Here is a 19240-nt window from a genome sequence, read left to right as displayed (position 1 = left end):
CCACGTCGGCCTCGTAGGTGATGCTCGCGCCGAGCGATTCGGCCAGCCGCGCCAGGGCGACGGCCGTCTGGTGCATGCCGCCCTCGACCGACCAGACGCCTTGCCGCTCCACATGGGCGATCAGCATTAGGGTGGCGGGTGCGAGGAAGGGCGAGGAGCCGCAATAAGTCGAGTAGCGCCCGAAGAGTTGGCGCAGACGTTGATCCTTGAAGTGCTCGCCGAGTGACTGCCATAGGCTGTCGAATGGCTTGATGCGGCGCAGTCCCGGAAAGCCGCTGATCCCGCAGCGACTCACCAGACTCAGGGGGTTCGGACGCGAGGAGCGGATGAAGGGGGCGTCGAGCGTTTCGAAGATGGTGCGCGCGTGCTCGCAAAAGCCGCGGTAGCGTTTCGCCTCGGCCGCACCGGCGAAATCGCCGATCGCCTCGATGGTGCGCTCCTCGTCGGCATAGAGGTCGAAGCGCTCATGCTCGCTCCAAGCATGGCGTGCTAAGATCTCGAACGGTTCGAGTGTCAGATAGTCGGTCAGGCATGCGCCCGCCTCGGCAAAGATCTCCTCGAAGATCCAGCGCATCGTGAAAACCGTCGGTCCGGCGTCGATGCGTTGATCGCCGACCACGACCTCCCGCATCTTTCCGCCGGGGGCCGCAGCCCGTTCGAGGACATGCACCTCGAGGCCGCGCGAGGCCAGTTGAACCGCGGTGACGAGTCCGCCGATGCCGGCGCCGACGACGATCACTTTCTCTGTGGGCATCCGATGATGGCCTCTCTTTCGATTTGTATTTGACGCCGTTGGCGTCCGTGTCTATTGTACATGACGCTTGTGAGTGTCAACTAATATTTACAGATCGGCGGCGACCGGGGGAGCGGCGATGGATCCAACCACGCGAATCGAGCAGGCATTGGCAGCGGCCTTGGGATCGGTCACGACGTCGGCCTGCCCGCCGCGGCTTGCTGAGGCGGTTCGCCATGCCGTCTTCCCGGGCGGTGCGCGCGTGCGACCGAGGCTCTGTCTGGCGGTCGCTGCGGCGTGCGGAAGCCGCGATGTCGAGGCGGCGGATGCCGCGGGTGCCTCCATCGAGCTGCTCCACTGCGCGTCGCTGGTCCACGACGACCTTCCCTGTTTCGACGACTCCCCCATGCGCCGGGGTCTACCCTCGGTCCATCGGGCCTACGGCGAACCCTTGGCCGTGCTGGCCGGCGATGCCTTGATCGTCCTCGCCTTCGAGAATCTCGCCCGTGTCTTGGGCAACAGCCCCGAGCGTTTGGCGCCGCTGCTGATGACCGTCAGCCGAGCCGTCGGGATGCCGTCCGGCATCGTCGCCGGTCAGGCGTGGGAGTGCGAGCCCAAGGTCTCGGTCGCAGATTATCACCGTGCGAAGACGGGCGCGCTCTTTGCCGCCGCCACCGCTGCCGGCGCTCAAGTGGCCGGCGCCGATGCCGATGCCTGGCGAGTGGTCGGCGATAAGATCGGCGAAGCCTACCAGGTCGCGGACGATCTGCGCGACGTCGCCGCCAGCGCGCAAGAGGTCGGCAAGCCGGTCGGTCGCGATGCCGTGCTCAACCGCCCGAGCGCTGCCGGCGAGCTCGGGGTGGACGGCGCGGTCGCGCTGCTCCGCGGCCTGGTCAAGGATGCCATCGATGCGATTCCGCCGTGTCCAGGGTCCGCGCAGCTTGCCGGGGTCCTGATGTCGGAGTCGCGCCATATCATGCCGAAGGGTCTCGCCGATCGCGCTTAAACCGCGCCCGTTGGGATATGCGAAGGTCGTCGGATTGGCTTGGCCGCGCCAGCTCCGACGACTGTCGGAGCCGGCACGGTTTAAGTCGCGTCGGTTCGCACGTCAACCAACCGCTTTCGGCCGTTCGCGCCTGTGGTGTGCCCCCTATCGTGTGTCGTCGGACGACGCCGCTCGGACGGGACGCGATGTTTAGCGCTGGTTTTCGTCGACGGGGACGCGCTCCGTAAGTCCTCGCGCCCGATTTCGCCTTTAGCCTTTGCCCTTTAACCTTTTTCTCATTTCGTCGAGGTTGTTGACGTGTCGATCTTTGATTCCTGGTTGGGTGTACGCAACCGTCTGCTGGCAAGCCCGGCTTTCCAGCGCTGGGCCTCGGCCTTCCCCTTGACACGCCCGATCGCGCAGAAACGCGCGCGCGAGTTGTTCGACATCGTCGCCGGGTTCGTTTACTCGCAGATCTTGTTCGCGTGCGTGCGTTTGAAACTGTTCGAGATCCTCGCCGAGGGACCGCAGAGCGCGGATGCGTTGGCCAAGCGGATGGCGCTTCCGCCCGAAGGCGCGATTCGCCTGCTGCGCGCCGCGGTCAGTCTGCGCCTGGTCGCCCTGTGCGAGGACAAGCGCTACGCCTTGGGCGAACTGGGCGCGGCCATGATCGGAAACCCCGGTATCGCCGCCATGGTCGAGCATCACGCGATGGTCTATGCGGATCTCGCCGATCCGGTCGCCCTACTGCGTGGCGAGGTCGAGCGCACGGCATTGTCGAATTATTGGTCCTACGCGGCCAACACCGACGCGGCGAACGTGGACGAGCAATCGATCGACGGCTACACGGCGCTCATGTCCGACAGCCAGTCCCTGATCGCCGGCGATGTGCTGGATGCCTACTCCTTGAAGGACTGCAAATGTCTCTTGGACGTCGGCGGCGGCGACGGTACCTTCCTGGTGACGGCCGCCAAGCGTTGGCCGCACCTGAAGGTCATCCTGTTCGATCTGCCCGCGGTCGCCGAGCGCGCGAAAGCCCGCTTCCAGCGCGAAGGGCTCGCCGATCGGGCCACCGCGGTCGGCGGCGACGTGTTGCGCGATCCGCTGCCGGAGGGCGCGGATGTCGTCTCGCTGGTCCGGGTGCTGCACGATCACGACGACGAGGAAGCGCTTGCGATCATCAAGGCCGCGCGGCGCGTCCTGCCGACCGGCGGAACCCTTCTGGTCGCCGAGCCGATGTCCGGCACGCCCGGCGCCCAGCCGATCGGCGATGCCTATTTCGGTTTCTATCTCCTCGCCATGGGCAGCGGACGTCCGCGGACCCCGGTGGAGATCGAGAACATGCTGCGGCTCAACGTCTTCGATCCGGTGCGTCTGGTGCCGACGGTGCGTCCGATCCTGACGCGCCTGTTGGCCGCGACACGGATGGCGTGAGGTCGGTTCGATGGAAAAGTCCGGCAGCTTCTGCCGGATGCGCTTGAGTTGGGTTAAACTCCAATGCGTTTGATTGTCACTGCCACTATCAGGGTCGAACATTGAACCTCGATACCCTCGCCGTTGTCCTCGATCAGCCTGAATCCCTTGCGCTCAAACCGCTCACGCTCACCCCGCCGGGCGACGCGGATGTCATGGTCGCGATCGAATGGAGCGGAATCAGCACGGGCACCGAGCGTCTGCTCTGGTCCGGGCGTATGCCGAGCTTTCCCGGCATGGGCTATCCCTTGGTACCCGGCTACGAGTCGGTCGGTCGCGTGACCTGGGCCGGCGATCGGTCGGGGCTCAAGGTCGGCCAGCGCGTCTTCGTGCCCGGAGCGCGCTGCTACAACGAGGCGCGCGGTCTGTTCGGCGGAGCGGCCTCCCGCATCGTGCTCCCCGGCGAGCGTGCCGTGCCGGTCAGCGATGCGCTCGGGGAGGATGCCGTGCTGCTCGCGCTGGCGGCGACGGCGTATCACGCGATCGGCGGTCTGAGTTCCGGCCCCGTCGACCTCGTCATCGGCCACGGCGTGCTGGGTCGACTGGTGGCGCGGATCGCGGCCTTGGCCGAGGGCGCTCGCCCGACGGTCTGGGAGACGAACCCGGAGCGCGCGCACGGTGCGGAAGGTCACGGCTACCAGGTCGTCGCGCCGGATCAGGATCATCGCACGGACTATCGGCGCATCTGCGACGTCAGCGGCGACTCGGGGATCCTCGACACCCTGATCGCACGCATGGCGCCGGGCGGGGAGGTGATCCTCGCCGGTTTCTACAGCCAACCCCTCTCATTCTCGTTCCCGCCGGCTTTCATGCGCGAGACGCGCATCCAGGTCGCCGCCGAATGGCGTCCGCCGGATATCGTCGCGGTCAAGGAGCTCCTCGATTCGGGACGTCTGTCGCTCGACGGGCTCATCACCCATCGCGAGCCCGCGACCCGTGCCGATGCGGCCTATCGCACCGCGTTCGGCGACCCCAACTGTCTGAAAATGATCCTGGAGTGGAGATCGATCTCGTGAGTGTATCCGTCAAGAGTCCCGCATTGGTGCCCGGGCGCCAATCGACCAAGGATCCGGTCGGAGCACCCTCGATCGCCACGCCCTCCATCAAGGAGACCCAGATCATCGCGATCTACGGCAAGGGCGGCATCGGCAAGAGCTTCACGCTCGCCAACCTCTCTTACATGATGGCGCAGCAGGGCAAGAAGGTCCTGTTGATCGGCTGCGACCCCAAGAGCGACACCACGACCCTGCTTTTCGGCGGGCGTGCCTGTCCGACCATCCTGGGGACCTCGGGCGAGAAGAAACGTGCCGGCGACAAGGTCGGCATCGGCGACGTTTGCTTCAAGCGCGACGGTGTCTTCGCGATGGAGCTGGGCGGTCCGGACGTGGGTCGGGGCTGCGGCGGTCGCGGCATCATCCACGGCTTCGAGCTGCTCGAAGGCATGGGTTTCCATGAATGGGACTTCGACTATGTCCTGCTGGATTTCCTGGGCGACGTGGTCTGCGGCGGCTTCGGTCTGCCGATCGCGCGCGACCTCTGTCAAAAGGTGATCGTCGTCGGTTCGAACGACCTGCAATCCCTCTATGTCGCCAACAACGTCTGCTCTGCGGTCGAATATTTCCGCGGACTCGGCGGCAACGTCGGCGTGGCGGGAATGGTGATCAACAAGGACGACGGCACCGGCGAGGCCCAAGCCTTTGCCAAGGCGTTGGAGATCCCGATCCTGGCGACCATCCCGGCACACGAGGAGATCCGCCGCAAGAGCGCCAACTACGAGATCATCGGCCGACCGGGCGATCGCTGGGGTCCGCTGTTCGAGGAGTTGGCGACCAATGTGGGCCTGGCGCCGCCGATCCATCCCAAACCGCTGGATCAGGACGGGCTTCTCGGACTCTTCACGGGCGACGTGGTCGGTCGTCATGTGGTGCTCGAGCCGGCGACACCCGAGGACATGTGCAGCGCCGCGACCCTCAATAAGCCCTCGCTCGAGGTGATCTACGACGATGTCTGAGCCATACGAGCGCGAAGGGCCGATCGGTGATCGCACGGTCGATGCGGGGGAGGGCGGCGGCTGTCACGGCGGCGCCGAGACCTTGCACGCCGCCGCGGTTGCGTCCGGAAACCGCGACTTGTTGGCGCGCTACGCCGAGGACTATCCGAAGGGTCCACACGATCAGCCCCAGACCATGTGTCCCGCGTTCGGCGCTTTGCGGGTCGGGCTGCGGATGCGGCGTACGGCCATGGTGCTCGTCGGCTCGGGCTGTTGTGTCTACGGCCTGACCTTCACCTCGCATTTCTACGGCGCGCGACGCTCGGTCGGCTATGTGCCCTTCGACTCGGAGACCTTGGTCTCGGGCGCGCTCTTCGAGGATGCGCGCGAGGCGGTGCTCAAGCTCGCCGATCCGGATCACTACGATACCGTCGTTGTGATCAATCTCTGTGTGCCGACCGCCTCCGGCGTGCCGCTGCGCCTCTTGCCCAAAGAGCTCAACGGCGTGCGTATTCTCGGCATCGACGTGCCCGGATTCGGGGTGCCGACCCATGCCGAAGCGAAGGACGTGCTCGCCGGCGCCATGCTGCAGTATGCGCGCACCGAGGCAGAGCAAGGCCCGGTGCAGGCGCCGCGCGGCGGTCGCAGCGAGCGGCCGACCGTGACCCTGCTCGGGGAGATGTTCCCGGCCGACCCGGTCGGGATCGGGATGATGCTCGAGCCGATGGGGCTGGCCCCCGGCCCGGTCGTGCCGACACGCGAATGGCGCGAGCTGTACGGTGCGCTCGATTGTCAGGTTGCTGCGGCGATTCATCCTCAATACACCGCAAGCGCGCGCGAGTTTGCTCTGGCGGGTCGTCCCATCGTCGGCTCGGCACCGGTCGGGTGCGAAGGTACCGCGAGCTGGCTCGACGCGATCGGAGCGGCCTGCGGGATCGCCCGGGCGAAGGTCGATCTGGCCAAGAACAAGATCCTGCCGGCCATCGCCGGCGCCCTGTCGGGCAGTCCGATCAAAGGGCGGGTGACGGTCTCCGGGTACGAGGGGTCCGAGCTTCTGGTCGCGCGTCTGCTGATCGAGTCCGGCGCGGATGTGCCCTATGTCGGCACCGCCTGCGGTCGTACCGCCTGGTCGGAGGCCGATCTGGCCTGGCTGGAATCTCGCGGGGTGCCTGTTCAGTTCCGTGCGTCCCTGGAGCAGGACATCGCAGCCGTGACGGCGCTGGAGCCGGATCTCGCGATCGGGACCACGCCGGTCGTACAGGCGGCCAAGGAGATGAGCATCCCGGCGCTTTATTTCACCAATCTCATCTCGGCGCGTCCGCTGATGGGTCCCGCGGGTGCCGGTTCGTTGGCGCAGGTCATCAATACGGCGCTGGCCAATCGGCATCGATTCACCGCCATGCGCAGCTTCTTCGAGGGCGTCGGCACAGGCGATACCTGCGGGATCTGGGATCAGCCGCCCGTGTCGGTCGCCGCGCCCGCCCCATCCCCAGTCGTCAAGCCGCTATGAGACCGGTCACGAGGACGCTTTACCCATGTTGATCAACGACCTCGACCGCGCCGGCGGTTATTGGGGCTCCGTCTACGTCTTCGCGGCCATCAAGGGCCTGCAGGTCATCATCGACGGCCCGGTCGGCTGCGAGAACCTCCCGGTGACCGCCGTTCTTCACTATACGGACGGGTTGCCGCCGCATGAGCTGCCGGTAGTCGTCACCGGTCTGGGCGAGGAGGAGCTGGGCCAGAAGGGGACCGAGGAGGCGATGCGTCGCGCCTACGCGACCCTGGACCCCAAGCGTCCCGCCGTGGTGGTCACCGGCTCGATCGCCGAGATGATCGGCGGCGGCGTGACGCCCGAAGGGACCAACATCCATCGTTTTCTGCCGCGCACCATCGACGAGGATCAATGGCAGAGCGCCAATCGCGCCATGTACTGGCTGTGGAGTCAGTACGGCCTGAAGAAGGGCGGGATGCCCAAGGCCAAGCCGCGCAAGCCGGGCGAGCCCCCGCGCGTGAACATCATCGGACCCATGTACGGGACCTTCAACACCCCGTCCGATCTCGCCGAAATCAGGCGCCTGGTGGAAGGGATCGGCGCGAAGGTCAATCAGGTCTTCCCGCTGGGAAGCCATCTCGATCGAGTGCCCGAGCTGGCGAATGCAGAGGTCAACATCTGCATGTACCGCGAGTTCGGGCGCAGCCTCTGCGAGGCGCTCGAGCGGCCCTTTATCCAGGCCCCGATCGGTCTGCACAGCACGACCAAGTTCCTGCGGACCCTCGGTGAGCTGCTCGAGCTGGATCCCGAGCCCTTCATCGAGCAGGAAAAGCACACGACCATCAAGCCCATTTGGGACCTCTGGCGGTCGGTGACGCAGGATTTCTTCGGCACGGCCAGCTTCGGCGTCGTGGCTACCGACACCTATGCCCGGGGCCTGCGTCATTTTCTCGAAGACGAGCTGGGTCTGCCCTGCAATTTCGCCTTCTCGCGCAAGGCCGGCGTGAAGTCGGACAACGATGCCGTGCGCGAGGCGGTGCATCAAAAGACGCCGCTGATCGTCTTCGGCAGCTACAACGAGCGTATGTATCTGGCCGAGATCGGGGCCCGCGCGACCTATATCCCGGCGTCGTTTCCGGGCACCGTGATCCGTCGTCACACGGGAACGCCTTTCATGGGCTACTCGGGTGCGACCTATATCGTCCAGGAGGTGTGCAATGCCCTCTTCGACGCGCTTTTCAACATCATTCCGCTCGGGACCGATCTCGACAAGGTCGATGCCACTCCCGCGCGACTCCACCGGGAGCTGCCCTGGGACGAGGACGCACTCACGGCATTCGATCGGATCGTCGACTCCCAGCCCGTGTTGGTGCGGATCTCGGCCGCCAAGCGCCTGCGCGATGCGGCCGAGCGCGCTTCCCGCAATGCAGGGGATGAGCGGGTGAGTCTCGATCGCGTGGTCGAGGCCCAGCGCTCGGTCTAGTTGCCGAGCCTCCTTTTCCGCGCAAGCTACTGTCCCCGCGTGGGAACGCGCGGGGCGTTCGTGGCCGTGCGTATCCCCGATTCAGCTCTCGCCTAGTCGACCGGCGACGTCTTGTCGCCTTTCCCGTGACGCGACCGCGCTGCGTCAGTCTGACGATGCCCGCTGCCTCGACAGGCGCTCCACGACACCTTCCGCACCTGTTTTCGCAGCCGTTTCAACGGCAGCCCCACGCCCCCGAGGCAGGGGTAACCCCTGTTGATTGTCCGGGCGCAGGTGCGACGTAAAAGAGGTGTAAATGTAGATTGACATCTACGTCAGTCAAGCTAGACTGACACCTAATCCAGTCACCCTGCAAGGCTTTAGTACCGGACCCGTGAGACCCGACCTGAACAATCCGCGATTCGACGCTCCGAGCTTTTCGCCGGTTGCGTCGCGCAAGACTCCTTCGGAGGTCGAGGTCCACGGGCGAGGTATTTCGCCGGGCGCTGGCGAGTTGCGCTTGTCGAGCGGAGCGGCCGCCCCGCTCGACATGAGTTGCCTGTCCCTTTATTCGGGACGACGGAGTCGAGAGGCTGGTCGGGCGTTTCGAGCAGTTTCTCCGTTGCGGTCCGTTGGTCCGCGACGAAACCCCCGCCGCACGGGGTCGGTGCGGCGTCACTTAGGTTCATCTCCTACTGGAGGATCGATCAATGGCTGAAAACACCAGCATGTCCGGCATGACCGAAGAAGAAGCGAAAGAGTTCCACGGGATCTTCGTGCAGAGCATGACCACGTTCTTCGGAATCGTGATCGTTGCTCACATCCTCGCATGGCTGTGGCGCCCCTGGCTGTAGCAAAACCCAATTCAGCGCTGGCGCCCGAGGGTGCCGGTCGCAAGGTCATCTAACTCGTCCTGATTCCAGGAGAAAAGAATATGTTCTCGACCGAAAGCTTGTGGAAAATCTGGCTGATCATGGATCCGCGTCGCATCCTGATCGCCCTCTTTGCATTCCTGATCATCCTTGGTCTTGCCATTCACATGATTCTGCTCAGCACTGCAGATTTCAACTGGCTCGAAGACGGCGTCCCCGCCAAGTCCGCAGTCAGTCAGATGCAAGTGACGCCCGTTGTGCCGCAAAGGCAATAGCGTCCTTTACGGGGGTGGCAGGGGAGGCTGGACCCATTGGCCAGGCCCCACCTACCGCCGACAGTGCTAAGTGGAGGCAGCCGGATCGGATGCCTCCCCAGCAGAGGATTTTACGATGGCCATGCTCAGTTTTGAGAAAAAATACCGCGTCCGTGGCGGGACGCTGATAGGGGGAGACCTATTCGACTTCTGGGTGGGGCCGTTCTATGTCGGCTTCTTCGGAGTCTCGGCGTTCTTCTTCGCATTGTTAGGTACGCTCTTGATCGTCTGGGGCGCCACCCTCGGTCCGACGCCTGAGCTGCAGACATTCAACATCTGGCAGATCAGCATCGCTCCCCCGGATCTCAGCTACGGCCTAGGAATGGCTCCGCTCGATCAGGGCGGTCTTTGGCAGTTCATTACACTCTGCGCGATCGGGGCATTCGTCTCCTGGGCGTTGAGGCAGGTCGAGATTTCCCGCAAGCTCGGAATCGGTTTCCACGTCCCCTTCGCCTTCAGTTTCGCGATCGGTGCCTTTGTGACGCTCGTGGTGATTCGTCCCATCTTGATGGGCGCGTGGGGTCATGGCTTCCCGTACGGAATCATGAGCCACTTAGACTGGGTTTCGAATGTGGGTTACCAATACCTGCACTTCCATTACAACCCGGCCCATATGCTCGCGATCACTTTCTTCTTCACCACATGTCTGGCGCTGGCGATGCACGGCTCCCTGATCCTGTCGGTGACCAATCCCGCGAAGGGCGAACCGGTCAAGACCGGCGAGCATGAGAACACCTTCTTCCGGGATCTGATCGGCTACTCCGTCGGCGCACTCGGTATCCATCGCCTGGGCTTGTTCCTGGCGCTGAGCGCAGTCTTCTGGAGCGCCGTCTGCATCGTGATCAGCGGACCCTTCTGGACGCGCGGCTGGCCGGAATGGTGGAACTGGTGGCTTGAGCTTCCGCTCTGGTAGGGTCTAGGAGACAACAATGGCTGAATATCAGAACATTTTTACAAGCGTGCAGGTGCGCTCTCCGGCTTATCCCGGAACGCCGATGCCGAAAGGCAATCTGCCGCGCATCGGCAAGCCGATCTTCTCCTACTGGGCTGGCAAGATCGGTGATGCTCAGATTGGTCCTATCTACCTCGGATTCACCGGTGTTGCATCCTTGCTCTTCGGCTTCATCGCCATCGAGATCATCGGCTTCAACATGGCGGCTTCCGTAAATTGGAGCCCGATCGAATTTCTGAAGAACTTCTTCTGGTTGGCGCTTGAGCCACCACCACCGTCCTACGGCCTCAGCATCCCTCCTTTGGGTGACGGCGGCTGGTGGTTGATCGCCGGGTTCTTTCTGACTACCTCCATCATCCTTTGGTGGATCCGGACCTACAAGCGTGCAGCGGATCTGGGTTTGAGTCAGTGGCTGTCGTGGGCGTTCGCAGCGGCGATCTTCTTCTATCTGAGCCTGGGTTTCATTCGCCCGGTTCTCATGGGGAGTTGGGCGGAGGCAGTGCCTTTCGGTATCTTCCCTCACCTTGACTGGACGGCGGCCTTCTCGATTCGGTACGGGAACCTCTATTACAACCCGTTCCACATGCTCTCGATTGCGTTCCTGTATGGCTCGGCCCTGCTGTTTGCCATGCATGGTGCGACCATCCTCGCCGTCAGCCGGTTCGGCGGCGATCGCGAGATCGACCAGATTACGGATCGCGGTACGGCAGCCGAGCGCGCAGCTCTCTTCTGGCGCTGGACGATGGGCTTCAATGCCACGATGGAATCGATTCATCGCTGGGCTTGGTGGTTCGCGGTCTTGACCGTCATCACTGCAGGGATCGGGATTCTCCTGACCGGCACCGTGGTCGACAACTGGTATCTGTGGGCCGTGAAGCATGGTGTCGCTCCCGTCTATCCGCTTGACGGCGCTGTGGATCCGACGCTGTTGCAGGGGGTTTCGCAATGAAGATGGCTAATTACACGTCGCTCCCGCTGGCCGCTGTTGTCGCTTCGGTTTTTGTTGCCGGCTGTGAAGCGCCGCCTCCCGAGACGGTGCAATTGGGTTACCGCGGCCTGGCAATGGAGCATGTCCAAAACCCCGGCGATCTGGCTCGCAGCTATAAGGCGAACCAGCCTCCGGAGGTGATTCCGGCGGCACCGCCGGGCGGGCCGAAGGTCTCCGAGGTCTATGAGAATGTCCAGGTCCTGAGCGATCTCACCGTTGCGGATTTCACCCGCCTGATGGTGGCCGTCACGACGTGGGTTGCTCCGGAGCAGGGTTGTAACTATTGCCACGTCCCCGGCAACTGGGCTTCCGACGACATCTATACGAAGGTCGTATCCCGTCGGATGTTTCAGATGACGCAGCAGGCCAATTCCGCATGGAAGGACCATGTCGCGGCTACGGGCGTCACCTGCTATACCTGTCATCGCGGTAAGCCGGTACCGGAGTACGTCTGGACGACCGATCCCGGTCCGGATCTGCCGTCCGGCGTGTCGCCGACGGGGCAGAACATCGCGTCGTCGACGGTTGCCTATGCGTCTTTGCCGTTCGATCCCTTCACGCCGTTCCTTGATCAGGCCAACGAGATCCGGGTGATCGGCGATGCGGCCCTGCCGAGCGGCAACTTGGCTTCGATCAAGCAAGCGGAGTGGACCTATGGCTTGATGATGCAGATCTCCGACGCGCTCGGCGTCAACTGCACCTTCTGCCACAACAGTCGGTCGTTCTTTGCCTGGGATCAGAGTACCCCGCAGCGCACGACCGCTTGGTATGCGATCCGGCATGTGCGTGAGATCAACCAGGAATACATCTGGCCGTTGAACGAGGTGTTGCCCGAAACGCGTAAGGGTCCGCTGGGCGATCCCTACCGGGTGAGCTGTGCGACCTGCCATCAGGGCGCTTATAAGCCGCTTTACGGTGCTCAGATGCTCAAGGACTACCCCGCACTTGCAGGTCCGACCCTGATTGCGGCGCCCGAGGAAGCGGCTCCGGTCGAGCCCGCGGCAGATACAGCGCCCGCGGCCCAGCCGAAGCAGTTGTAAGCAAGTCGGCCGGCTTGGCTGGCCGGTAAGGCACGGAGGCCAAAGGCAGCGCCGGATTCCGGTCCGGCGCACGTCGGGTGAGATGGTTCAGCAGGCCGTGCCCTTGAGCTGCGCCCTAACCTGCCGCGAGGCAGATCAGGTCGAGCGCATCACGTCGGTGGTCGGGGTGCCGGTCAAGGTGAGGAAATATCGATGGCCGAGCGGCTAAGCACGACAACGGGTCTGACGGACAGCGAGGCGGAAGAGTTTCATGGCATCTTCGTGTCGAGCCTAGTCACCTTTACGTCGATCGTCGTCGTCGCGCACGTGCTGGTTTGGTTATGGCGCCCTTGGCTCTGATCGGCCAGCAGGGCAACGATTGAAGGCCCACCGGGCGTTTGCTGATACAGCAGCACCCATCTGATAGTCACTGGAGTACACAGATGCATAAAATTTGGCAGATCTTCGATCCGCGCAGAACACTCGTAGGCTTGTTCGGATTCCTGCTCGTCCTGGCTTTGTTGATCCATTTCATCCTGCTCAGCAGTCCGGGCTTCAACTGGCTCGGGGGCGTTTAGTCCGGTGTTCGCATCGGGAGCGTCCGGGTCGCCGGAAATGGCGCACGGACGGTCCGATCCACTGTGGTCCCCGCCGCGGGGAAGATCGCGGTAACGGCCAACTGGCCAAAACATGACAAGTGAGGGTAATTCCATGGCTGAAGTGAAAAGCACGTCCGGTCTGACCGAAGAAGAGGCGAAGGAATTTCACGGTATCTTCGTGCAGAGCATGACCGGGTTCTTCGGCGTCGTCATTGTCGCTCACATCCTTGCATGGCTCTGGCGCCCCTGGCTGTAGTCGAGCGCCTTAGACTCGCGATGGATTCAGACGGGAGGAGCGCAGCGATCTGCACCGTCCCGCTTTACGTCTTTAGGAGATAAACTCATGCACAAAATTTGGCAGATCTTCGATCCGCGCAGAACGCTGGTTGCTTTGTTCGGTTTCCTGTTGGTGCTCGGGCTGTTGATCCACTTCATCCTGCTCAGCACGGCCGACTTCAACTGGCTGTCCGACGGCGCACCTGCATCCGGTAAGGCTGCCGCTGTGACGCCTGCCGCACAGATGGCTCCCCTGCCTGCCGGCCGTTAGATCAGGCCGCGAGTTGCGGTCTCGGGCGGGCGGCGTGCAAAGCCGGCACCGCCCGCGATCGCAGCGTCCGAAGCTCAAAGTATGTTCTTTCCTTGTGAAACGATCGTCCTGCGTACGGCCGCACCGATCGAAATCATCGATGTCACGGCAATTGTCCGAACAGCCTTCCAAAAGAGTGGCCTCGTTCAGGGACAGGTGACCCTATTCTCGCCTCACACGACCGCATTCGTGTGTTTGAACGAGAAAGAGCAGATGTTGCAGCGCGACATGCTCGATTTCCTCCACCGCCTCGTGCCGGCCGGTACGGATTTTCGTCATAATCGCGACCCCGTCGACGGTCGCCTCAACGCGCATTCCCATTTGCTCGGGCTCTTTATGAACGCCTCGGAGACCATCCCGGTTGCCGACGGACGTCTGCTCCTCGGTGGGTGGCAATCGATCTTTTTCATTGAATTGGATGGCCCGCGCGACGAGCGTCGGCTTCTGATGCAGATCAGCGGAGAGCAATAGCGGATGACGGCAGCCGATCTCGAAGGGTTTTTCGCGGATGCGGATACCCTGGATCCCGACGCCTATCTGCGTCTCGACTACTACATCGAGTGCCGGGGAGACCCGCGCATCGCAGCTGCACATTTCTGCTCGGAGCAGTCGACCGCCCAGTGGCGCCGGGTCGGCTCGGGCGAGGACTTGCGCGGGGAATTCGGTGCGAAGGTCGTCCATCTCGCCGTCGATGCGACCCTGCCGGACTTCAGCTACGGGCTGAAGGCGCCTGGTGAGGGCAAGATTCATGCGTGTCGTGTCCGCATCGCCCATCCCCACGGCAACTTCGGTCCTCGTATCCCGAACCTCCTGAGTGCGGTCTGCGGCGAGGGCACCTTCTTTTCGCCGGGCGCCCCTGTCGTGAAGTTGCTCGACATTCATTTCCCGGACGCCTATTTGAGCCGTTTCGACGGGCCGCGCTTCGGTGTCGAGGGTTTCCGTGACCTGCTCGGGGTCTACGACCGCCCGATCTTCTTCGGGGTCATCAAGCCCAATATCGGATTGCCGCCGGAGGATATGGCCGAGCTCGGTCTCCAGGGATGGCTGGGCGGACTGGATGTCGCCAAAGACGACGAGATGCTTTGCGATACGGACTGGTGTAGCCTCGAGCGACGCTCCGCGTTGTTGGGTGCCGCGCGCCGTAGCGCGGAAGCGCAGACCGGCACGCCGAAGATCTATCTCGCCAACGTGACCGACGAGGTGGATCGGTTGAGCGATCTGCACGATACGGCCGTCGGCAATGGTGCCAATGCCTTGCTCGTAAATGCACTGCCGGTCGGTTTGAGCGCCGTTCGGATGCTGGCGCAACATACCCGGGTGCCCTTGGTGGCACATTTCCCGATGCTTGCGGCGTTGAGTCGGTTGGAGCATTTCGGCATCAGCTCGCTGGTCATGACCAAGCTGCAGCGACTTGCCGGATTCGATGTCGTCATCATGCCGGGCTTCGGCGGGCGAATGTTCATGTCGGATGCGGAGGTGTGTCGCAACGCCGCCGCCTGCCTCGAGCCGATGGGTGCTCTGCGCCCGAGTCTGCCGGTGCCCGGCGGAAGCGATTGGGCGGGGACGCTGAAGCGGGTTCACGACACGCTCGGAACGCGTGATTTCGGCTTCGTGCCGGGACGCGGGGTCTTCGGGCACCCGATGGGGCCGCGCGGCGGTGCCGCCAGCATCCGTCAGGCGTGGGACGCCATCGCTGCCGGCATCCCGATCGAGGATCACGCCCGGCATCATGCCGAGCTGCGTGCCGCGATCGACACCTTCGGTTGCAGTGCCCGAGTCGGCTGACGGCGACGTCCCGATGAGATGTTTCGTTGGAGGTCATCCTTGAGTGCCCGAATCGTACCGCCGCTTGCAGCCGACGCCCTGGAGCGCGCAGCGCAGCGCGACGCCTGCGAGCAGGTCATCCTGGTCGACGACCGTGACTGCACCCTCGGTAGCGCCGGCAAGATCGACGTGCATCTCGACGGTCAACTGCACCGTGCCTTCTCGATACTGGTCTTCGATGCGGCCGACCGGCTCCTGCTGCAGCGACGCGCCGATGCCAAGTATCACTTCGCGACGCGTTGGTCCAACACCTGCTGCGGTCATCCCAGGCCGGATGAGCCGACGATGCAGGCCGCGGGCCGTCGCCTGAAGGAAGAGTTCGGAATCCGGGTGCCGCTCGTCGAGCGCACCCAGCTCGTCTATCGTGCCGAGGATCAGGCCTCGGGTCTGATCGAGCATGAGTATCTCCACGTCTTCTTCGGCGTCTACGCCGGGGATCCGCGACCTGATCCGTCCGAGATCGGGGCTTGGCGCTGGATGTCGGTCCCGGCGATCCATCGCGCTCTCGCGCGCCGGCCCGAGTGGTTTACGCCCTGGTTCGGGCTGTTGATGAATCGCCTGTTTCCGCGTTGATGCAGCGGCCGACAGGTTCGTTCGCCGAATGAGGCACTCGGACAGGCGACCTTGACCGAGACCGGCCTGGTGATCGGCCGAGCAAGTCCCCAACCTCCCCGTAACTGCGGTAAACGACCATCGGTCGCACCGGGATTCGGTCGGCTCAAGCGCCCGACCGACAGTCGCGTGTGACAGCGCACCCCGCAGACGTTTCGTCCGCCCGCCTCGCGTGCGTATCATGTCGCTTGTTATCTTGAGCCTTCCCGATATCAGCCATGCCTCCCGAACAACCGCTCGACGCCCCTTCGCGGACGACACCCGAAACCCACCAGCGCGGACACGACAAGGTTTCGCGTATCCCGCTCAAGATCGAGCCCGCGACCGAGATCCTTCGTAAACCCGCGTGGATCCGGGCCAAGGCGCCTGTCGGAGCGGGCGTCAGTCGGATCAAGAGTCTGTTGCGCAAGGGCAAGCTGGCGACCGTCTGCGAAGAGGCGATGTGTCCGAATCTGGGCGAGTGCTTCAATCACGGCACCGCGACCTTCATGATCCTGGGCGACATCTGCACGCGGCGCTGCCCCTTCTGCGATGTCGCGCACGGTCGTCCGCAGCCTGTCGATCCGGACGAGCCGCGACATCTGGCCGAGTCGATTGCGGCCATGGGCCTTCGCTATGTGGTGATCACATCGGTGGATCGCGACGATCTTCGCGACGGCGGAGCCGCGCATTTCGCGGCCTGTCTGGCCGCGGTTCGGGAGCGCAGTCCGGCAATCAAGCTTGAGGTCTTGGTGCCTGATTTCCGGGGACGCGAGGCGCTCGCGCTTGCTCAATTCGTGGGAGCCGGGGTGCCGGATGTCTTCAACCACAATCTCGAGACGGTTCCGCGGCTCTATCGAGAGGCGCGCCCCGGTGCGGATTATGCGGGTTCGTTGCGGTTGCTCGCCGCCTTCAGGGCGGCGCATCCCGGCGTGCCGACCAAGTCGGGGTTGATGCTTGGGCTCGGGGAGACACGCGAGGAGGTCGAGGAGACCCTGCGGGATCTGCGCACGCACGGTTGCGACATGCTCACCTTGGGCCAGTATCTTCAGCCCAGTCGCGATCACCTTCCCGTGAAGCGCTATTGGACCCCGGACGAGTTCGAAGACCTCGGGCGCTTCGCCGAGTCGATCGGGTTCTCCAACGTCGCGAGCGCTCCCATGGTGCGCTCCTCTTACCACGCCGATCGTCAGGCAAGCGAGATTCTAGAAGTCGCGATGTCGGGAGAGGGCTGACGGCGCGCCGCGGCGACCTCGGGACCTCGGGACGGATGGCGCCCCGGCACCGGGGCGTCGAGTCAACCTCAGTCCTCGGTCGGCAGATGGTCGGCGTAGCGTTCCATCAGATAACAGAGACAATCCTGGCGGATGACCACCTGGTTGCTCGTCAGCATCGAGGGCATCACGGGCTGGTGTAGCCGCAGCTCATGGTCTTCGACGTGGAAATAGCGCTCGCCGACATCTCGGTCGCGCTCGTCGCGTACGTCCAGACCGATCCCCAAGCCCGGAGCGATGCGACCAAACGCCGTACCTCGGGGCAGCTCACAGAAGTTGAGATGCTCCAAGGCAGGATTGAGCTGAAGGTCGGCCTCCTCCGGAGAGAATCCGAACCCGACATCCTCGCGGATCTTCACCTGGGCAACCGTGTGGAAGAGATCGATATCCTGCGGCGCGACCGGATGAGGCGAGATGCGAGCGAGATGCAACGCGGCCTCGATGAAGTCGCGGGCATGCTCGATCCCCTGCTGTTCTCCGACCTTGCCGCATTCCACCGTCACGGACGGGCACAGCTGCGCCATGGCGAGCGACTGCACACCGGCCGGTCGGGTGAAATAGACGACGATGCGCCCGAACAGATTCGCGAGGTTCAAAAACCGGTTGTCGATCCGATTCACGCAAGCGTAGTGGGGGTTGGAGCCCGTGTTGTTGTGGATGTCCAGACTGGCGAAGAGTCCGCGTTCGGCCATGATGCGCACGACCTCCGCCATGAGATCGTGCTCGGGGGTATGAGCGCGATCGGTGCCGGGCCAGACTCGGTTGTAGTCCGGTTGTCCGGGCAGATGGCGCACCCCTGATGCCGCCGCGCTCACGTTGCCGATGAAGATGCTCAGCGCACGCGGTAAGCGCAGCTCGCCGAAGCGCTCGAGCCGTTCGCGCAGCAGAGTGCGGATCGCCTCCCACCCGACCGTCTCGTTGCCGTGCATGAGCACCGACACGAAGAGCGTGGGCTCGCGAGCGCCGGGCAGATGGATCAAGGTCGGCGCACCGAGCAGCCGATCCAGCTCATGGCTTTCGGCCTCGAGGAGGCCTTCCGGAAGATCATCGAGCTCTTGGAGCATGGCGTCTTGGTCGTCGCTTCGCGAGTTGGTTGAACCTAAACCGCGCCCGGTGCGGTATGCGTCGTTTGTTGGATTGGCTCGGCCGCGCCAGCTCCGACAACTCTCCGACCTGGCGCGGGCCGAGGGTTCGGCGCGATCCGGTCAGCCGAGCAAGGTCCACTCGTCTACCGGCCGCCCCGAGTCCTGCTGTTCGAGGTAGGCGGCGGTCAGGCCGGCCATGTCGGGGCCATGACGCGCGACCCAGGCGCGTTGCCAACGGGCGCCGGTTCGACCCGTTTCGAGCCGCCGCTCGATGATGCCGAGCCAATGCGCGATCTCTGGCGGGTCAATGCCCGCTGCCTCGAGCCCGCGCCGCGCTCGGGGCAAGAGATCCTCTCGGAGGATGCGGGTGACCGGCAGGATAGCGCCGTCGAGCCACTGAATCTCGGCATCGAGCCCTTCGCGCGCACAGGCATAAAAGGCCGCGCGGGTGTGCAGGAAGGGGATCCGCGATTCAGGCGGCTCGGGTTGGCCGGCCAGATCGCGTACGGCACCGAGATACAAGGCCGCATTGGCGATCATGTCCGACACCGTCGGGCCGGCCGGAACGACACGGTGCTCGATGCGCAGATGCGGTCGCCCTGTCGCATCGAAGCCGATCAGAGCGCGGTTCCAACGCCAAATGGTACCATTGTGAAGACGCAGATGGGCCAGCGCCTGCGGCTCCTCCTCCATGAGGTGCGGGAGCAGGACCGGATAGCGGTCGAGGTTCGCGCGAAAGGTCTCCATGATGGAGCGCTCGGCATACCGGAAACCGAAGCTCACGCGTTCCTGCAGGATGGGGCCGCCCGGTGAGACCGCCTGCTCGAACAGCGGGATCCGCGTCTCGTCCCAGAGTTCGTGTCCGAAAAGGTAGGGCGAGTTGGCCGAGATGGCGACCATGGGCCCGCTGATGATCTTCGAGGCGTTGTAGACGCGCGCCGCTTCCTTCGGGGTTACCTTGAGATGGATCTGAAACGAGGTCGCGGCGGCCTCCAACATGA

At 63.9% G+C, this 19240-nt stretch carries 21 protein-coding genes and 1 pseudogene; 19 read left to right on the top strand and 3 right to left on the bottom strand.

What is annotated here, in order from left to right:
* Positions 1-754 (bottom strand): phytoene desaturase family protein (locus tag VLR48_RS07975; RefSeq protein WP_325291269.1); only part of this gene is annotated, 754 nt, incomplete at its 3' end.
* Positions 755-872: 118 nt separating this feature from the next.
* On the opposite strand from VLR48_RS07975, the gene VLR48_RS07970 reads away from it, so the two are divergent.
* The 19 genes from VLR48_RS07970 (at position 873) to lipA (ending at position 17115) form a co-directional block, all read left to right on the top strand.
* Entirely contained in the window at positions 873-1739 is an 867-nt protein-coding gene (locus tag VLR48_RS07970) for a polyprenyl synthetase family protein (RefSeq protein ID WP_325291268.1), read from the top strand.
* A 297-nt stretch (positions 1740-2036) separates the two neighbouring features.
* Positions 2037-3152, top strand: a complete 1116-nt coding sequence (locus tag VLR48_RS07965; protein ID WP_325291267.1) for a methyltransferase — start codon at positions 2037-2039, stop codon at positions 3150-3152.
* Positions 3153-3253: 101 nt separating this feature from the next.
* A complete protein-coding gene (gene bchC / locus VLR48_RS07960) occupies positions 3254-4207 on the top strand; it encodes a chlorophyll synthesis pathway protein BchC (RefSeq protein ID WP_325291266.1) in 954 nt (317 codons plus the stop codon).
* A gap of 26 nt (positions 4208-4233) precedes the next feature.
* On the top strand, positions 4234-5202 hold the full coding sequence (locus VLR48_RS07955; RefSeq protein ID WP_414718595.1) for a chlorophyllide a reductase iron protein subunit X: 969 nt from the start codon (positions 4234-4236) through the stop codon (positions 5200-5202).
* Positions 5195-6691: a chlorophyllide a reductase subunit Y gene (gene bchY, locus VLR48_RS07950; protein WP_325291265.1), complete on the top strand. Its 1497-nt coding sequence runs from the start codon at positions 5195-5197 to the stop codon at positions 6689-6691. The genes VLR48_RS07955 and bchY overlap by 8 nt, the downstream gene beginning before the upstream one ends.
* A gap of 25 nt (positions 6692-6716) precedes the next feature.
* Positions 6717-8156 (top strand): chlorophyllide a reductase subunit Z, encoded by a 1440-nt coding sequence (gene bchZ, locus VLR48_RS07945; RefSeq protein WP_325291264.1) that lies wholly within the window; start codon positions 6717-6719, stop codon positions 8154-8156.
* Positions 8157-8845: 689 nt separating this feature from the next.
* Positions 8846-8989 carry a light-harvesting antenna LH1, beta subunit gene (pufB, locus tag VLR48_RS07940; RefSeq protein ID WP_093033233.1) on the top strand — a complete coding sequence of 48 codons (144 nt, stop codon included), beginning with the start codon at positions 8846-8848 and terminating at the stop codon, positions 8987-8989.
* An 80-nt stretch (positions 8990-9069) separates the two neighbouring features.
* On the top strand, positions 9070-9282 hold the full coding sequence (gene pufA / locus VLR48_RS07935) for a light-harvesting antenna LH1, alpha subunit (RefSeq protein WP_325291263.1): 213 nt from the start codon (positions 9070-9072) through the stop codon (positions 9280-9282).
* Positions 9283-9397: 115 nt separating this feature from the next.
* The gene (pufL, locus tag VLR48_RS07930) at positions 9398-10234 is read left to right on the top strand and encodes a photosynthetic reaction center subunit L (RefSeq protein ID WP_325291262.1); all 837 of its coding nucleotides are present in this window, start codon (positions 9398-9400) and stop codon (positions 10232-10234) included.
* A 16-nt stretch (positions 10235-10250) separates the two neighbouring features.
* Positions 10251-11222, top strand: a complete 972-nt coding sequence (pufM, locus tag VLR48_RS07925; RefSeq protein WP_325291261.1) for a photosynthetic reaction center subunit M — start codon at positions 10251-10253, stop codon at positions 11220-11222.
* The gene (gene pufC, locus VLR48_RS07920) at positions 11219-12301 is read left to right on the top strand and encodes a photosynthetic reaction center cytochrome PufC (protein ID WP_325291260.1); all 1083 of its coding nucleotides are present in this window, start codon (positions 11219-11221) and stop codon (positions 12299-12301) included. Before pufM ends, pufC begins: the two co-directional genes overlap by 4 nt.
* A gap of 192 nt (positions 12302-12493) precedes the next feature.
* The gene (gene pufB / locus VLR48_RS07915) at positions 12494-12640 is read left to right on the top strand and encodes a light-harvesting antenna LH1, beta subunit (protein ID WP_325291259.1); all 147 of its coding nucleotides are present in this window, start codon (positions 12494-12496) and stop codon (positions 12638-12640) included.
* Between the two features lie 83 nt (positions 12641-12723).
* Positions 12724-12858, top strand: a complete 135-nt coding sequence (pufA, locus tag VLR48_RS07910) for a light-harvesting antenna LH1, alpha subunit (protein ID WP_232409805.1) — start codon at positions 12724-12726, stop codon at positions 12856-12858.
* A 133-nt stretch (positions 12859-12991) separates the two neighbouring features.
* Positions 12992-13135: a light-harvesting antenna LH1, beta subunit gene (pufB, locus tag VLR48_RS07905; RefSeq protein ID WP_120795963.1), complete on the top strand. Its 144-nt coding sequence runs from the start codon at positions 12992-12994 to the stop codon at positions 13133-13135.
* An 87-nt stretch (positions 13136-13222) separates the two neighbouring features.
* The gene (pufA, locus tag VLR48_RS07900) at positions 13223-13426 is read left to right on the top strand and encodes a light-harvesting antenna LH1, alpha subunit (RefSeq protein ID WP_296696084.1); all 204 of its coding nucleotides are present in this window, start codon (positions 13223-13225) and stop codon (positions 13424-13426) included.
* An 81-nt stretch (positions 13427-13507) separates the two neighbouring features.
* Positions 13508-13936, top strand: coding sequence for a secondary thiamine-phosphate synthase enzyme YjbQ (locus VLR48_RS07895; RefSeq protein ID WP_325291258.1), 429 nt, complete (start codon positions 13508-13510; stop codon positions 13934-13936).
* A 3-nt stretch (positions 13937-13939) separates the two neighbouring features.
* Positions 13940-15250 carry a RuBisCO large subunit C-terminal-like domain-containing protein gene (locus VLR48_RS07890; RefSeq protein ID WP_325291257.1) on the top strand — a complete coding sequence of 437 codons (1311 nt, stop codon included), beginning with the start codon at positions 13940-13942 and terminating at the stop codon, positions 15248-15250.
* A 39-nt stretch (positions 15251-15289) separates the two neighbouring features.
* Positions 15290-15862 carry an isopentenyl-diphosphate Delta-isomerase gene (gene idi, locus VLR48_RS07885; RefSeq protein ID WP_325291256.1) on the top strand — a complete coding sequence of 191 codons (573 nt, stop codon included), beginning with the start codon at positions 15290-15292 and terminating at the stop codon, positions 15860-15862.
* Positions 15863-16119: 257 nt separating this feature from the next.
* Positions 16120-17115 carry a lipoyl synthase gene (gene lipA, locus VLR48_RS07880; RefSeq protein ID WP_325291255.1) on the top strand — a complete coding sequence of 332 codons (996 nt, stop codon included), beginning with the start codon at positions 16120-16122 and terminating at the stop codon, positions 17113-17115.
* 68 nt (positions 17116-17183) lie between these two features.
* Here the strand turns inward: lipA and VLR48_RS07875 are convergent, their stop codons facing one another.
* Both VLR48_RS07875 and VLR48_RS07870 read right to left on the bottom strand, forming a co-directional pair.
* Positions 17184-18218 (bottom strand): M14 family metallopeptidase, encoded by a 1035-nt coding sequence (locus VLR48_RS07875; protein WP_325291254.1) that lies wholly within the window; start codon positions 18216-18218, stop codon positions 17184-17186.
* Positions 18219-18359: 141 nt separating this feature from the next.
* A pseudogene (locus VLR48_RS07870) lies at positions 18360-19240 on the bottom strand (glutamate--cysteine ligase); the annotation flags it as partial.

It is taken from the genome of Thiocapsa sp., assembly GCF_035467215.1.
GTDB lineage: Bacteria > Pseudomonadota > Gammaproteobacteria > Chromatiales > Chromatiaceae > Thiocapsa.
Note: the sequence above shows the minus strand (reverse complement) of the source record. Positions and strands in the feature narration are given on the sequence as shown.